Below are 15574 nucleotides of genomic sequence, written 5' to 3' on the forward strand. Positions count from 1 at the left end.
TTATCTGGTCAATCTTCAAACACTTTGGAACAATTCAGTGCTTTTATTTAATTTTTCTTAATGCGAGTGCTTGCTCTGTTGTCGGCAATTCTTTTTCTATGTTTTGCGTCTTCATATCGCTGTCCTTCGGAAATGAATCATCCCTTTTTGACACCGATTGTTCGCGCGGGGCAAGTTGCTCGACTATTTTATCGGCAAATCCCAAAGTTCCTTTAGCAGAAAGATCTTGTGACAACTGTTTGTCGTACCAATCTTTGTAAAAATCTCCGTCGCTGCCGTCCAACCAATTATCATCAAAACTCACCTTACGGGCTTCTTTCAGGACCTGTTGAACGAATAACGCTTCGAACTGTTCAGCTACTGGACGCAAGGCGGCCCGCTGATCCTCACGAGCCTGCCTCTTCAAATCATTCAAAGCGCCGACATCCGCATAGTTGTTGTACCCTTGGGATGTCGCCGTTTGACTCGGCATCGATGTCAGCAAATTTGAATCGCTCATGCCCGCTCTCCTTAAATGATCATCAGTTCCGCTTTAAGCGAACCGGCTTGTTTCAAAGCTTCCAAAATCGCAACCAAATCCCCCGGAGCAGCACCGACCTTATTAACGGCCTGAACGATATCGTTCAACGAAACTCCTTCCGGAAATTCGAACATACGCCCGCTACCGGTCGAACCTACCGCTACATTGCTTTGTGGCGTTACCGCAGTCGTTCCACCTGCAAACGGATTCGGTTGAGAGACCGCATTCTGCTCACCGATTTTAACCACCAATCCACCATGGGTAACGGCAGCAGGACTAACGCGCACGTTTTGACCAATGACAACCGTTCCAGTTCTTGAATTAACGATCACCTTAGCCGCTTCTTCACCAGGTGTCACATCGATATTTTCCAAAACCGATAAAAAAGCGACTCGCTGATTAGGCAAGCGCGGTGCCATGACTTCAATGGACTCACCGTCAATCGCGCTTGCGGTTCCCTCACCCAACAATTTATTAATCGAATTCACCATGTTGGTTGCTGTCGTAAAATCAGCATCTTTAAGGTTCAGTGTGATGGTATTCCCGAGATCAAAACCGGTATTGACCGTTTTCTCGACACTCGCGCCCCCTGGGACACGCCCGACACTCGGGATATTGATCGTGATACGCGAACCGTCTGCCCCGCTTGCATCCAGACCACCAACCACAAGATTTCCTTGGGCCAATGCATAGACATTTCCGTCCACCCCTTTCAGAGGAGTCAACAGCAAGGTTCCGCCACGCAAACTTTTAGCGTTACCCAGAGATGAAACCGTCACGTCAATTTTCTGTCCTTGCTTCGCAAAAGCAGGCAAATCCGCATGAACAGCCACGGCTGCAATGTTTTTCGCATTGGTTTTCACGCCCGCCGGCACATGGATTCCGAACTTATTCAACATACTCAACAAGCTTTGCTCGGCAAAAGGGGTCTTGTCACCCGATCCGTTCAAACCCACAACTAAGCCATAACCGACCAACTGGTTAGATCGGACTCCTCCGACATTCGCCAGATCCTTCACTCTTTCGGCAAAACTCTGAGTGCTCCACATGAGCAACAGCGTCAAAAAAATGACTAACTTTCTGGTCAACATAAACTTTCTCCCTGAGTGTCGATACAAACGCCCGTTTTCGTCGGCATTATCACCGTATTTATTATTCATATGTCATTCAACGGACGCGTCAATTTTACGTTTAAAGATAACATAGCAGAGGTTATGCCAAACCTGTGTTTTTAAACTTGCTTTGAGACAAATCATAAACCGGCTAAATTCCATTACAAAAAAGGGGGCAACACTTTAAAGCGTATCAAAAGACAAAAAATAAAACAAAGACAAGCTATTGAAAAATAAATACAAATAGCTTTAGAGAAAATGGCTTGCCCGATCAAAAGATCGAGCAGCACTAAAAGAAAAAACCGACCTGCAAAAAGGAGATAATTAAAAACAGGCCGGTAAAAACGTATTCTACTCTCACAAACGTTATTTTTCACACATTTATTGCAAACAAACCGTCCGCTATAGAGCGTGAAAGTAGAATTTGGAAACTATAATAAAAACTTTTGTACTGTCACCAAAACAATCTTAGATTGGCCAGTACTTGTTCATCCATCTCGTCAAAGCACTCGGACGGTTGGTATCACCCGAAACCCCCACATCCTTATACACCAAACGCACATCTGCAACTTTCGTTGAATCGATGGTATTGTCGGGACGGATATCCTGAGGACGGATAATTCCAGCGAACTGAATCAACTCATCACCTTCGTGAATGGTCAGTCGTTTCTCCCCTCTAACTACAAGGTTACCATTTGAAACCACTTCAATCACAGTCACGGCGATCGAACCGGTCAAACTTGAATTCTGTTTGACATCACTCTTTCCGGCAAACGCACCATTAGATCCGTAACCTACGCCCAAAGTTCCAAGCTCTGCAGCCGTCTGCCCTGCAGTTCTACCAAAAATATTCAAAGGCGTGCTCACGCCAAAGTCCTGACTATTGGATTTGTTGTACTTCGCTTCATCTTTTTTCTTGGCGTCGAATCTTTCGGTCAAACTGATCGTAATGATGTCACCAATGCGGTGAGCTCTCGAGTCATCGAACAGGGTCATACCGCCTGCCTGATAAAGCGAACCGTTCTGAGTTTGAGTCTGTTGAGGGATATTCAAAGGATAGCTCGGCTCGAAGCTCATATTATCAACACGCTCCGGTGTCGAGCTACACCCTGCTAAAACCAACGAAGACACTATCGCCAGCCAGCCATTTCTTTGAATACGTTTAACTACCGTGCTCATATCACTACCCTCTCAATCTGGTCATTTGTTTTTTTATTTATTAGGTATTGTTATTCAAGTACTGCATCATGCCGTCGGCTGCGGAAATTGCCTTGGAGTTCATCTCGTAAGTTCTTTGCGCCTCGATCATACCAATCAGCTCTTCCACCGTATTAACGTTGGAAGCTTCAAGCGATCCTTGCAGGACACTCCCCGCTTCTGCGGTTTCCGGGTTGTTGACGTTTGGTGCACCACTGGCGGTGGTTTCAGAATAGAAGTTCGCCCCAATGGATTCCAACCCGGCCGGGTTAATGAACGTTGCCAACTCGATCTGACCAACCTGGTTTTGCTGCGTCTGTCCCGGCTGAGTCACATACACAGCACCGTCACGACTGATAGAAATGCTCGTTGCATCCTGCGGAATATTGATATTCGGCTCCAACAAATAGCCGGATGAGGTGACAACATCACCGTTCTGATTCACCTGAAAGGAACCGTCACGGGTGTACATCAAGTTCCCATTGGAATCCAGGGTCTGAAAGAAACCTTTTCCTTCAATGGCAATATCCAACTGATTGTCGGTAACCATGATGTTACCCTGGGTATGGATTTTCTGAACCCCAATCGCTTTAACCCCAGTCCCCAGCTGCAAGCCGGAAGGCAGTGTATTGGCTTCATCCTGTGTTGCCTGGGCACCTGGCTGCCTGACATTCTGATACATCAAGTCGTCGAATTCGGCACGCCCGGCTTTATAAGCATAAGTATTGGCATTGGCCAGGTTGTTCGAAATAGCGGCCAGGCGAAACTGCTGTGCCTCTAAACCGGTTTTTGCAACATATAATGCTCTATTCATCGTATTTACCTACTTACTTAACTTAATGACAGAATCTGATCGGACTTCTGTGCGTGGGTCTTGGCGATCGACATCATCTTGACCTGCATTTCATACTTACGAGAAAGCTCAATCATATTCACCAGCGCCTCCGCAGTATTCACGTTACTGCCTTCCAAAGCGCCGGAAACGACCTTTACATTCCCCTGAATCAGCTCACCGGCACCAGGAATCTGGCGAATATAACCATCTTCGCCCTTTTCGAGGGATTTCAAATCCGGTTCGACCAGACGCAATTGATCCAGCACCACCAATTGATTACTTGGAGATCCGGCCGGAACGATCGAAATCGTACCGTCGTCACCGATCGTAATACTTTTGGAAGGTGGAATATTGATCGGCACACCTCCGGTATTTAATATCGGATTGCCTTTAACATCCACCAAATCACCGTTGGCTGTCACCTGCATACTGGCGGTTCTTGTATAGGCCTCTTCACCTTCCGGTGTCTGAATGGCTAAAAAACCGTTTTCTTTCGTCATGACGTCCAATTCGCGGCCGGTCACTTTTACTGCCCCCGGCGTAAAATCGGTTGCCGGACGTTCATCCAGACTGTATGTACGAGACTGCCAACCTGGACCTTGTACATGCTGGGCACGAAACTCATTAAAATCCTGCTTGAATCCGTCTGTATTGGCATTCGCCAAGTTGTTGGCGTTATTCGCCTGCGACAACATGACTTCCTTAGCGCCACTCATTGAGATATATAGCATGCGATCCATATTGTTTCTCCCAGCAAAAAATCGTTTCCAGTCCAAAAATAGTGGTTAAAACGAAACGTCAAAAATCAGACGCCCGCCTTAACCGATAAACACATTCTTTAAGTTCTAACGACTTTCGATGTGATTGTTTTCCCTAGTGTGTTAGCGTTTTGACACTTATTTTTTATTTCAACGAGTATTTAGCATTGTCCGTGCCAACTTTGGTAAAAGTTTTTTCTAAAGTATTCAGAAAGCGGCCGATAAACTAATATGGGTAGATATTGCCGGGGCGGCAAAAAGGCCGGCAAAGAATTTGCCGGCAAGACCAGAAATCGTTTAATTAATAATTACTTATAGCTGTAGGATTGTTTGCGTCAACGTTTGCGATGTAGAGATTACCTGAGCAGAAGCCTGGTAAGTTCTTTGAGTCTGAATCATGTTGACCAATTCAGTCGCAACATCCACGTTAGAGTACTCAAGCGAACCGGCATTGATAGAACCCATACCACTGGTTTCAGGCTTAGCCAACTGAGCCAAACCGGAATCAAAGGATTCAGCGTAGGTCTGTCCACCCAATTTCTGCAATGCATTCTTATCCGAGAAGTTTGCTAACGCCAACTGGGCAACCGGTACCGAACGACCGTTCGAATAACGTGCTTCAATCACACCGTCCAGACCGGTATTCAAACCGACCAAGTCACCGACTGAATAACCGTTCTGTGACACACCACGCAAACTGTAAGTACCGGCAAACTGAGTCATATCACCCAAGTTCGCATCGATATTTACAATTGTAGATGCATCGTTTGGATTACCTAATGGATCGTTCGCTCCCGTCAGCGGCGTATCGATGATGAAATCCAGCTGTGGCTGAGATCCAACACTTTCCCAGCCCGCAGCTCCACCGTTGATAATATCTGGTAGAGGTTCATTCGTGTTATCTTGCCCAATGATGTTGGTCGGATCGTAAGTACCTCCCGCCGCGGTTACCGGCATTCTGACATCAATCAGGTTACCGCTCGTATCATATCTCAATTCAAAGACCTGACCTTCTTCAGTTGTGGCTGATGGAGGTGTAGTTGTCTGGTCGGCTCGGTGTCCGCTAGTCTCCCACTGACCGGTGGTTTCATTGTAATCCTGCATCGTATACTGCACGATCCAACTTGTATATTTTGTATCCCCTGCACCCGCTGCCGCAGCCACATAAGAATCGCTCGCAGGCACATAGGTCAAATCGGAGTTTGCAACCGAAACAACATCCCTCTTATAGAAGTTCGCAGTCAAACGGTGCTCACCACCCAAAGAGTCGTGAATGATCTTATTGGTAGAGAAGTCAGGGAAACCGTCATAAGGGCCAGCCGCAGTATCGATATCAACCAACTTATCAAGGTTGGCCGCAGTATCGTTACCAACAGAAACACCGGTGACCGGATCGATGTTGTTATCTTCTTCACCATCCAGGTTGATGTCGAAGTTCATTTCATCGGTCGCTTTTGGCGTTTTGTTCAATTCATCCAGGTCAATCGAGCTAAGAGTCGTATCAAAAACCGGCTTGGTTTCAGTTGAAAGCGCCAGGTTCAATTGATAACCCTGCACTTTATTCCCTTCCTGATCAGTCAGATAACCGTCTTTATCTAACTTGAACGAACCTTCTCGCGTATAGATATTACCGTAACGTCCAGTCTGATCTTCCAGCACGAAGAACCCTTCCCCGTCGATCGCCATATCCAGCTCTCGTCCGGTCCCGTTGATCGTTCCCTGGCTGAAGTCCTGTGTAATAGCAGCAACACGCGCACCGTTACCGGCCGTGTTCTGAGCGCCCGAGAACATGTCTGCGAACTCGGCACGAGATCCCTTGAAACCGACCGATTGTGCGTTGGCCAGGTTGTTTGAAATAACACCTAACCCCGTAGAGGCCGCGTTAATACCACTTAAAGCATTTAAATCGAATGATACACCCATGACTTTCTCCTACATCTGACTTAACTTCAGAAATTTTGTCTTAATTCTTTTAAATATCCGTTAATTCTAAAAACTGTTAAAAACGGGGTTAGGCACTAATTTCCCTTACCGCATCCATTGCGACCTTTTCCCCAGTTGCCAGGGTCAAGGTAATCGAACCATCCGTGTTAACACCCACACTATTCACTTTCGACGCGACAACCGTGTCGATAGATTTCAAATCGCCGTTTTCATCGGTTCCGTAAGCAGTCAATGAATAAACACCACTCCCACGCTCCACTCCGACGTTATCCAAACCATCCCAGCTAACAATCTTCTCCCCCTCCTGCAATGCACCCACGTCGATCTCTTTAACCAGACCATTACTGTCACTAACGACCAACTTAACGTCAGTCAATGGCTGATCGGCATTTAGAGTAAGCTGAGAATCTTGTCCTTGAGTATGAGAGAATTCCTCGCCGTTCACCTGAACACTCTTACCAATCAATGAGGCCCCCTGCAGGGTCTGCATATTTTGGAAGCCGGTCGTCAATGCCATGATCGACTCCGTCATCTTGTTGGTCGACTCCAACTGGCTCATCTGAGTCAGGTCGGTCACAAAGCTTGTCGGATCCATCGGTTTGGACGGATCCTGATTCTGCATCTGTGTCGTCAGCAACATTAAGAAATCCGCTTGACCAAGCTGCTTGTTCGGCGCACTGGAAGATGGATCCGACAACTGCTGCATCGCAGCCATATAATCCTTATTACCTGTTGTAATATCGGGTAAATAATCAGCCATGATCTATCTCCTTATTTACCGAGCTGAATGGTTCTTAACAAAAGTTGTTTAGAGGTGTTCATCACCTCAATATTCGTCTCATAAGAGCGGGAGGCCGACAGCATGTTCGCCATCTCCTCGACCACATTGACGTTCGGGCGGAAGATATACCCCTCCTCATTCGCCATTGGGTGGTTCGGGTTATATTCCATCTTTAACGGCGCCTGGCTCTCAACGATTTCCTTAACTCTTACTCCGCCTTTTGGCTCGTTAGTTGTACGGTCCAGAATCGTCTGAAAAACCGGTTGCTTTGAACGGTACGTTTCGTCTTTATTCGAGCTGACACTGTCCGCATTCGCCATATTGGAGGCGACGGTATTCAAACGCACGGTCTGTGCGTGCATCGCCGAAGCTGAGATATCTAAAATATTAAACATGGACACTTTACGTCTCCTCCAATCAAAAATTCAAAATCAATTATTCACCGCGCAAAGCGCCGCGAATACCGGTAATCTTGGCATTGATAAATTCCAACGTCGCTTGATGCTGCATGGCATTTTCCATAAATTTGGCTTTTTCAACATGCGTTTCAACGGTATTGCCATCCAGTGAAGGCTGTGTCGGAACCCGGTACTTCAAGAAGCTTTCAGTTGTCGCATCTGCGAATCCACTGATATGTCGAGAGTTTGTCTTAACAAGATCCGGCTTGGACTGGGACAGACTTTCCTGCGCCTGGGTAATTGCCTGACGAAAATCAATGTCTCTTGCCTTGAAGTTCGGTGTATCTTCGTTCGCCAGGTTATTCGCCAAAATCTCACCGCGTGCGGTTCGAATTTGTAGCGCTCTTTCATGGATACCGAAAATAGACTCTGCCATCACTGCTTCCTCTTTACTCGTTGAAACGAATTCAATTTCGGTTCAACCACTTATTCAAACATTCAAAATGAACGTGTTTTTCTGCAAAGAGTTTTAGCAATCCGAATGCCAAAAACTAAAAAAACAGTCTTTTCATTAAAAAAAAGACTAAAGTTTTTTGAAAAGCGGCCGATTACTGCCTCTTTATCAAAACTTTAGCTTGAGGAAATTGAATATTTTTCAAATCCAACAGGCCTGGTCATTTTTTTGACACTTAAAAAAGCGGCAAAAAAATCAACAACTCAGCATGGCTTTTCGGAAAATTAGAAAAAGACGACAAGATTTAGTCAGTACTTGAGGACTGAAGCATTTAAGAAAAAAAGGGGTGTAGATAAAAAAGAAAAGGATAAACGATGCTCATTAAGCGTGCCGGACGGGCGTCCGGCATCGGTCTTTACCAAGCCTTAACGACGTCACCGACTTGGATAACACCTTTTTTGGCCACCATTTCGGCAACCGCAAAACGTGGCAAAATACGTTTGATTCGGATAAAGGCGCTTGGCTTCTCGTCCATTCCCAAGTCAACACCCTGAAACTGAACACTGCGACCGTCTCGACTGTAAACCGCCAATGAATCGCCGGCCTTAGCACCGGAATCGGCATTTAAATAAATGATATATTCGTTGTTACGCACATCGATGACCTGGGTTTCAAGCTCTTCACAACGCAATGAGGAAACCACGTCTTTCACCTCTTGGTTCAACAAAGCGTGGAACGCCATTCCGGTATCAGTGGCAAAAAATGCATTGCTGCCAAACGGACGGTCACGCCCGACACGCACCTTACCCTTGACGTCGAAACCACCTCTCTGTTGATAGACCAAAGTACGATTCATCAAATCAACCACATACCAGTCCACTTCAATATAGCGGGTGTCCGGCTTTACTTCCAGATTATAGAAACGCTTAACCTGATTCAGATAAGGGTGGTCTTCAGCGTGAGCCGATACGGATCTCAACACCGACATCAACACGAATTGCGCCCCCGTACGGTCACGAATGGGCTCCAACACTTCTTTGGAAAGATTCGGAGAAATGACACCCTGCTCATCCACCCCAATTTGAGTGTCAAGCATGGTCAGATTGCGATAGCCGTTCTCTTTTAAGCGACGCTGCAATTCCACCTGGTAACCTGGAATAAGATTTGAAATATCCCTTGCCGCATAACTTTTTGCAACCACCAGCGGTGCAATTGCCAATCGGGTTTGATACTGGTTACCTGATAGGTTCTCGCACACCTGAGGATTTTCAGTCAGACAGACGCTTAATTTCACCTGATAGCGTAAAGGGCCTTTTTTCTGTTCGCCGTACTCGCCGAATGGTTCTTCCAGACCCTCTTCAATCACCCGGTAAGCCTTGACCTTGCTATGGGAGGTGAAACGAACGGCATCTCGGGTCAACTCGAAATTTTCAAGCGATTGATCGGAAGAGATTGTGACATTGTTCTGCAAACTGGCAAAACTCAATGCATTACGGATAGCCATCTGCCTTGCAAAAGCTTCATCTACATTCTCGGTAGAAGCGGATCCCGTTACCGTAACGCAATGCCCCTCTGCTGCAACCGGAGCAAACGAATCCGTGACCGGCTGAGTATCTTCCGCAGCAAAACACCATGAAGAGACCGTCAGCAAACCGATTAACAGAGAATTCTGCCACTTATACTTCATACCTAGGCTTCCTCTGCCAGTACCTTTCTTTGTCTGTTAACGTCTTCAATACGGTTAACAATAACCTTTGCCAGCTCTTCACCATGCCATTTAGACAAGAAAACGTTTGCTCCGACTTTTTCGGTCAGACTCTCGTTAAAGCCGCCACTCAAAGAAGAGTTCAATACAACAAACAGGTCTTTCAAGCGATCATCCTTACGGATGCTGGTGGTCAAGGTATAACCATCCATCTCCGGCATCTCAATATCCGAAATGACCATTAATACGCGTTCACTCACCTTCTTGCCCATTCCATTTTCCGCTTCGTCCGCCCAAGCCTTCAACAGCGTCAAGGCCTTACGTCCATTACTGACAATCTGATTACTGATGCCCAACTTATCCAGCGTATTCTTAAGCTGAGTTCTCGCAACCGTCGAATCGTCTGCACCCAACACAAAAAAGTTATGACCCTGCGTTTGATTTTTATGCGAAACAATAAACTCATCCGACATACCTTCCGGCAAGCCAGAAACTTCTGCCAATACCTTTTCGACATCGACGATTTCAACGATTTGATCACGAGCGCGCGTAATACCCGTTAAATAATTGACACCCTGCAAACTTTCCGGCGGCGGCAAAATGTCTTCCCAGCGCATATGCACGATCCGATCGACGTCCTCTACCAAAAAGCCCTGAACAGAACTGTTAAATTCCGTTACGATGGTCAAAGTCCCCGAGTAATTCTCTTCCGGAACAGGCTCCAGATCCAACGCCTTGGCCAGATCGATCATCGGCATCGTCAAACCGCGAATATCTGAAACGCCAACCACTCGAGGATCCGCTTTAGGTACCGGAGAAATAGGTGGAGTACGGATGACTTCCCTAACCTTAAAGACATTAATTCCAAAAAGCTGCTTCCCCTTAATGGTAAATAATAGCAACTCCATGCGGTTCATACCGGCCAAGGAAGTTCTTTGGTCAACCCCTTTCAAAAAGCTAGACATTGTTACGCCACCTTATCCATCTGTAATTCCATTGCGTTTAAACCTGCTTACTATAACGCAAGCCACTCTTAAAAGTCTTTGAAACTCATGTTAGACTGCCCTCATGGTGAAAAAATACTTTTACACATTGGCATTTTGGATTGTTTTGTTCAGTCAAACATCCGCGTTTGCCGCCGATAATTCCGGCCAACCCAATGAATTTCAATCACTTGAGACCGTATACGATCAAGTGATGGATTACATCAAGCAAAAAACTGACCAAAAATTATATGATCCCCAAATTCATCTAAAAAAACTCAGTCAGCGTATCAAGCTACCCAAGTGTGGCAAACCAATTGAAATCAGTGACAGAAACCCGACAAAATACACAGGACGAATCACTATCGGCGTCAAATGCAACGCGCCCTCATGGCAAATTTATGTCAGCGCGACCATTGAAGGCAAACTTCCGGTGGTCATCACCACTCAAGGAATTTTAAAACAGGCCGTTATAAAACCTGAAGACGTTAAACGGATATTGGTACCTTACAAAAAGGCCAGTTCGAACAGCTTGATTTCAACGGAAACAGCTATTGGAATGAGGGCTAAAAAGGCCATCGGGCCAAACGAGATTCTCAGCATCCGGGACTTGCAGCCGCCCTACTTGGTTTTCAAGAAACAAACGGTCACGATTGTTTCCAAAATCGGTGGCATTGAAGTCAAGACAAAAGGCACGGCTTTACAAGACGGTGTGGAGCGCCAACAGATTGAAGTTGAAAACAATTCTTCTAAAAAAACCGTAAAAGGCATCGTTATTGCTCCCAACACTGTCTATGTACCGTAAAAAAATTTAAAAAAACTATTAAAGCTTTTCTAAAGCCGCCGATAACGCTATTAGAATATTGAATTAATTGGTAGAATGACTACCACTATTTGGGTGTGAGGCCAAAGATTATGGATATTAAAAATTTCAACGCGAACGTCGCTTCCGGACGAAATGCCGAACAGCTTAAGTCCCAGGAAAGAACCGGTGCGCCGGTAAATCAGGGAGCGGGCAATTCAAATGTCGCAACCGACAAAGTCACATTAACTGATATGTTGACTCAGGTACGCGACCTTGAAAACAAAGCCAAAGATGTCTCGATTGACAATTCAGACAAAATCGCGACTTTAAAAGCGTCGATTCAAGACGGTTCTTATCAAGTGAACCCTCAGAAAATCGCAGAAAAGTTGATTCAGTCAGAAGCGCTTTTCTCAAGTATTTAGTGCTTACAGCATAAAAAATGACGCAACTGGACGAGCTGGCCGGATTTAACGCAACGCAATTCTCCTCACAAATTGACGCGTTAAGTCAGCTATTGCTCGAATTTCAGGCCCTACTTCATTCCGAGTCGGATTTTCTAAAGCAGAACGACATCGACAAGCTCGTCGAAATCGTCGAACAAAAATCGCTTCTAAGTCAAAAAATCCAGTCTTTATCAGACACGATCGAAAAACAATTCAGCCAACTTAGCCCGAATGTAAGTTTATATAAACTGGCTCAAGACAAGGCTTTCAATAACATATCCAAAACGCTACAAGAAAAAGTGGATAACGCGCTGACACTCAGTCAGGCCTGTAGCGACCTGAATATTTCCAACGGCATGAGCATTCAAATACTCAGCAACATCAATCAGGTTTCGATCAACTTACTGACTCAACAGCCTGAATCGGATGTAAACCTCTACGATTCCTCTGGCGAAAGCAAACAATCCAAAAACCGCTCCAGCCTAGGTAAAGCTTAACTTTTTCCCGAACCAACTCGCCTTTGGGTTTTACTGTTTACTTGCAGTTGGCTTGGTTTCTGCTAATCTGTTTCCATTCCGCGTATTCACATTATTGCGTGATAACATTATCGATTTATTGATGAGTAACCCCACTCGGTCAAGCCGAAGAAAAGATTAAAGCGAGCCAAGATGAAAAGCGATCAACGTTTGTTTTTTAGAATTGATGTCATGATGCCGTGCAGTTTCCGCATTGTGCCCGAAGAAGAGCTGGATAAAATTCCACTACCGGAAGCCCCGGACTCCAAGTACATTGAAGAATACTTCATGCAGAACCTGGCTCAGCTTGACGAACAGATCAACGAGGTCGTCGCACAGATCAATCTTAAAAGCAGTCTACTTGCGTCAGCTCTGAGCGCCATGAACAGCAAGATCAATTTTATGATGCAGACGATTGACGCCAACCAATTGACCCGTGCTATTCCTCAGCGCCTTGTCAATTTAAGTGGAGGTGGGGTTTCTTTCAACATTAATGAAACCATCACTCTGAACGACAAGATCGACCTTCTGATCAAACCGCTTGAAAATGAACCACCGATTCTAGTCCGATGTGATGTCGTGAAAGTTACGCCCATCGAAGACGAGGACGATGCATATAGAGTCGCCCTGGAATATCAAAACCTTTCGGAAGAAGACAGAAGAAAATTGCTGTTTTTCATTCAGGCCAAGGAAATCGAATTCGCTCAACACGAACGCCGCGAACTTTCTAAAAAAGGCGAATAACTTTTACCCACCACATATAAAAAAAGCCCGGCGTATCGCCGGGCTTTTTATTTGAGTAAACAACAAAATCAATTTCTTAAGCACTATGGATAGGTATATCGTTTATCATCGCCTTTGGAAGCTTTATCGGCATGCATCTCAGACATAATTTTCTTTACTTTCTTTTCAAGATCATCCACCACGCCTAATTTTCCATCGACTTTCTTTTCATAAACCTGACGTGCTGCCGCTTCCGATTTAATCTTTTTATCGTGCTTCGAGACCTTCCCCTCAAGAATTCTCACTCGGGTACTGATACTGGCGGCCTGAGCCACCTCCATCCAAGTGAAAAAGGCAATTAACAACGATACAATTATGATTTTTTGCTTGCGCATTTCACGCTCCCTTAACCCGTTGAAACCGAAAAAACTCCATCAGCTCCCTCTAACGGAAAATCAATAAGCTCCAGCTTCGTAACAGGTAACACAAACTTCAGATGGCGTCTTCACATCCGCAGCAGAATCTGATCTGTAGATGAACGTATCCTCGAAGAAACGTTTATCAACATACACTTCCAAAACCGTTTCATAGTTATTGTCTGCCATCGGGGTGACGCTGACGACACGTGCTCCACGAACCACTGCATTCACACGCGCTCTGAAACTGTCGTTTTTAGCGGTCAACGTTGAAATGGACGTATTACTGTCGATCTTGATTCCGTACAATTGTTCTGCCAACGCACGATAAGCATCCAGCTTAGAGGCACGAATCGCCATCAATCGGCGCTGACCTGGTGTATAAGCTGAAAAAGTACTCTCAGCTCCGTAACCGATTCCAGTAATCTTCACGCGCTCCGGCTTACGATAAACCACAGCCGCCTTGGTTCCGACCGGTGTCGAAACTTGAACATTCGAAGCCGATGGATCCGGCTTGCCTGACACTTGCGAAGTAGTTGAACATCCCGCCAGCGAAGCCGAAACTAATATACCCGCTAAGGCAAAGGTGCTTTTTTTCATGACATTCTCCATTATTTACTCAAATAATAAGGTTTTTCATATTCTCGATGCTGTATAAAATCCGAACGGTTACATTCACCGTTAACGGCACTGCATCGTAAATCTTTCACATAATAGGTCTTTCCGACCGAATATTTTTCTGGGATCAACCTGGTTTCATAATAGTCCGGTACCTGGTAATGACTGCGTTCCATCATGCTGCAGCCCGTTGCCGCCTGAACAATCGCAAGCAGAACAACCGGCCGGATGACATTGCGACACTTCAACATCACGGCTTACCTTTCTATTTAAGGATAAGTATCCGGTTGAACCTGACCGTAACCAGCTCCATCTGGATCAGAATATTGATAACCAGATTGTTCCTGAGCTTTCTTATCCACTTCTTTTTCTTTCTGGGCCTTTACCTGCTGATCGAGGATCTGCTTTTCAACCACTTTTACACTATGCAACAGCGTGGCATATTGTCCCTGTAGCTTCTTGACACGTCGATTCACTTCGTCGATCCGTCTTTGCGCCTTGGTCACTTTATAGCCTACGGAATTCAATTTTCCGGACAATTGACCGCTCGCGACACTGGCTCCGGCAGAAACCGGTTCTGGAACACTACTTCCTTTTACCTCCGGAGATTTTGTGGAATCACTCGGTATAGCGATAGCCACTGGCGTAGCGGCAGACACTTTCACTTTACTTTCTAAAGCGGCAATATCCGCCGTTATCTGCTCCATCTGGAAACTCAGCGCATCCAATTTCTTTTCCATGGTTTCCATGGCTTTAGAGCTGGATACCTGACCGAGCGTATTCTGCTCTGTTCCAGACTTGATCTCATTCAGTATCGCTTGCGTCTCTTCATCCAGTCCTTTTGAGGCGGATAATGCCCCCCAGATACCAATCCCGATCAAAGCCAACGCGAGAACAATAATGACTGATCCAAAAATAATAACGAGTTTTTTTATAGCATCCATCTCTGCCGCCGATAATCCATTTTTAGATTGGTTTTGTGCCGCTGCACGCTTAGATAAAAAGTCTTCACTATCCGAATCCAAGCTCTTTGCAGGCTCTGAATTCTTAACCGATTCAATATTGTCGACCTGCTCAACACGGTCGACCTCTTCTACCGGATCGGCAATCTGTGGTTCACTCTCTGGCTCGACCGTTTGAACATCGACATCCTGCGTTCTTACCGCTTCTTCATCCAAAAGCGCCTCTTCTTCAAGGTTCTCGGAAACCTCTTGTTCGGCTTCGTCAAGTAACGCATCAATACTGTCTAGATCATTAGGATCGAAAGTTTCATCAACCGATGCCACAAACTTTTCCTTTTTTATCGTTTATGGAAAAAATAATTTCATCCACACTAAGTGGAGCAAGCCTTATATTCAATATCCCGG

The 15574-nt window shown here is 45.6% G+C and carries 19 protein-coding genes; 4 read left to right on the forward strand and 15 right to left on the reverse strand.

The window, feature by feature from the left end:
* Positions 1–43 precede the first annotated feature (43 nt).
* The 11 genes from QCB45_RS03420 to QCB45_RS03470 all read right to left on the reverse strand — a co-directional run bounded on the left by QCB45_RS03420 (position 44) and on the right by QCB45_RS03470 (position 10669).
* Complete coding sequence (locus tag QCB45_RS03420; protein ID WP_279419230.1) at positions 44–499, reverse strand: rod-binding protein; 456 nt, start codon at positions 497–499, stop codon at positions 44–46.
* 11 nt (positions 500–510) lie between these two features.
* Positions 511–1611: a flagellar basal body P-ring protein FlgI gene (locus tag QCB45_RS03425; protein WP_279419232.1), complete on the reverse strand. Its 1101-nt coding sequence runs from the start codon at positions 1609–1611 to the stop codon at positions 511–513.
* Positions 1612–2100: 489 nt separating this feature from the next.
* The gene (locus tag QCB45_RS03430) at positions 2101–2811 is read right to left on the reverse strand and encodes a flagellar basal body L-ring protein FlgH (RefSeq protein WP_279419234.1); all 711 of its coding nucleotides are present in this window, start codon (positions 2809–2811) and stop codon (positions 2101–2103) included.
* Positions 2812–2851: 40 nt separating this feature from the next.
* On the reverse strand, positions 2852–3643 hold the full coding sequence (gene flgG, locus QCB45_RS03435; protein WP_279419236.1) for a flagellar basal-body rod protein FlgG: 792 nt from the start codon (positions 3641–3643) through the stop codon (positions 2852–2854).
* Positions 3644–3660: 17 nt separating this feature from the next.
* Entirely contained in the window at positions 3661–4404 is a 744-nt protein-coding gene (locus QCB45_RS03440) for a flagellar basal body rod protein FlgF (protein WP_279419238.1), read from the reverse strand.
* Between the two features lie 330 nt (positions 4405–4734).
* Positions 4735–6345, reverse strand: coding sequence for a flagellar hook protein FlgE (locus QCB45_RS03445; protein ID WP_279419240.1), 1611 nt, complete (start codon positions 6343–6345; stop codon positions 4735–4737).
* 88 nt (positions 6346–6433) lie between these two features.
* On the reverse strand, positions 6434–7126 hold the full coding sequence (locus QCB45_RS03450) for a flagellar hook capping FlgD N-terminal domain-containing protein (RefSeq protein WP_279419242.1): 693 nt from the start codon (positions 7124–7126) through the stop codon (positions 6434–6436).
* A gap of 11 nt (positions 7127–7137) precedes the next feature.
* Positions 7138–7548, reverse strand: a complete 411-nt coding sequence (flgC, locus tag QCB45_RS03455) for a flagellar basal body rod protein FlgC (RefSeq protein WP_279419244.1) — start codon at positions 7546–7548, stop codon at positions 7138–7140.
* Positions 7549–7582: 34 nt separating this feature from the next.
* Positions 7583–7981 carry a flagellar basal body rod protein FlgB gene (gene flgB / locus QCB45_RS03460; protein WP_279419248.1) on the reverse strand — a complete coding sequence of 133 codons (399 nt, stop codon included), beginning with the start codon at positions 7979–7981 and terminating at the stop codon, positions 7583–7585.
* 433 nt (positions 7982–8414) lie between these two features.
* Positions 8415–9686, reverse strand: a complete 1272-nt coding sequence (locus QCB45_RS03465) for a hypothetical protein (protein ID WP_279419249.1) — start codon at positions 9684–9686, stop codon at positions 8415–8417.
* Positions 9687–9688: 2 nt separating this feature from the next.
* Positions 9689–10669, reverse strand: coding sequence for a chemotaxis protein (locus QCB45_RS03470; protein ID WP_279419251.1), 981 nt, complete (start codon positions 10667–10669; stop codon positions 9689–9691).
* 232 nt (positions 10670–10901) lie between these two features.
* Here QCB45_RS03470 and flgA point away from each other — a divergent pair, with 232 nt between their 5' ends.
* The 4 genes from flgA (at position 10902) to QCB45_RS03490 (ending at position 13194) form a co-directional block, all read left to right on the forward strand.
* Complete coding sequence (flgA, locus tag QCB45_RS03475) at positions 10902–11492, forward strand: flagellar basal body P-ring formation chaperone FlgA (protein WP_279419253.1); 591 nt, start codon at positions 10902–10904, stop codon at positions 11490–11492.
* A gap of 110 nt (positions 11493–11602) precedes the next feature.
* Entirely contained in the window at positions 11603–11914 is a 312-nt protein-coding gene (gene flgM / locus QCB45_RS03480) for a flagellar biosynthesis anti-sigma factor FlgM (protein ID WP_279419255.1), read from the forward strand.
* 17 nt (positions 11915–11931) lie between these two features.
* Positions 11932–12432, forward strand: coding sequence for a flagellar protein FlgN (locus QCB45_RS03485; protein WP_279419256.1), 501 nt, complete (start codon positions 11932–11934; stop codon positions 12430–12432).
* Positions 12433–12603: 171 nt separating this feature from the next.
* Positions 12604–13194 (forward strand): PilZ domain-containing protein, encoded by a 591-nt coding sequence (locus QCB45_RS03490; RefSeq protein WP_279419257.1) that lies wholly within the window; start codon positions 12604–12606, stop codon positions 13192–13194.
* Between the two features lie 83 nt (positions 13195–13277).
* Here the strand turns inward: QCB45_RS03490 and QCB45_RS03495 are convergent, their stop codons facing one another.
* Genes QCB45_RS03495 through QCB45_RS03510 form a run of 4 tightly spaced genes read right to left on the reverse strand, consistent with a single transcriptional unit; the run spans position 13278 to position 15493 of the window.
* On the reverse strand, positions 13278–13568 hold the full coding sequence (locus QCB45_RS03495) for a hypothetical protein (RefSeq protein WP_279419258.1): 291 nt from the start codon (positions 13566–13568) through the stop codon (positions 13278–13280).
* 60 nt (positions 13569–13628) lie between these two features.
* Positions 13629–14189 (reverse strand): LPP20 family lipoprotein, encoded by a 561-nt coding sequence (locus tag QCB45_RS03500; RefSeq protein WP_279419260.1) that lies wholly within the window; start codon positions 14187–14189, stop codon positions 13629–13631.
* An 11-nt stretch (positions 14190–14200) separates the two neighbouring features.
* Positions 14201–14458 (reverse strand): hypothetical protein, encoded by a 258-nt coding sequence (locus QCB45_RS03505; protein ID WP_279419261.1) that lies wholly within the window; start codon positions 14456–14458, stop codon positions 14201–14203.
* An 18-nt stretch (positions 14459–14476) separates the two neighbouring features.
* Positions 14477–15493, reverse strand: a complete 1017-nt coding sequence (locus QCB45_RS03510) for a hypothetical protein (RefSeq protein ID WP_279419262.1) — start codon at positions 15491–15493, stop codon at positions 14477–14479.
* Positions 15494–15574 lie beyond the last annotated feature (81 nt).

This window comes from Thiomicrorhabdus sp. ZW0627 (genome assembly GCF_029767005.1).
GTDB lineage: Bacteria > Pseudomonadota > Gammaproteobacteria > Thiomicrospirales > Thiomicrospiraceae > Thiomicrorhabdus.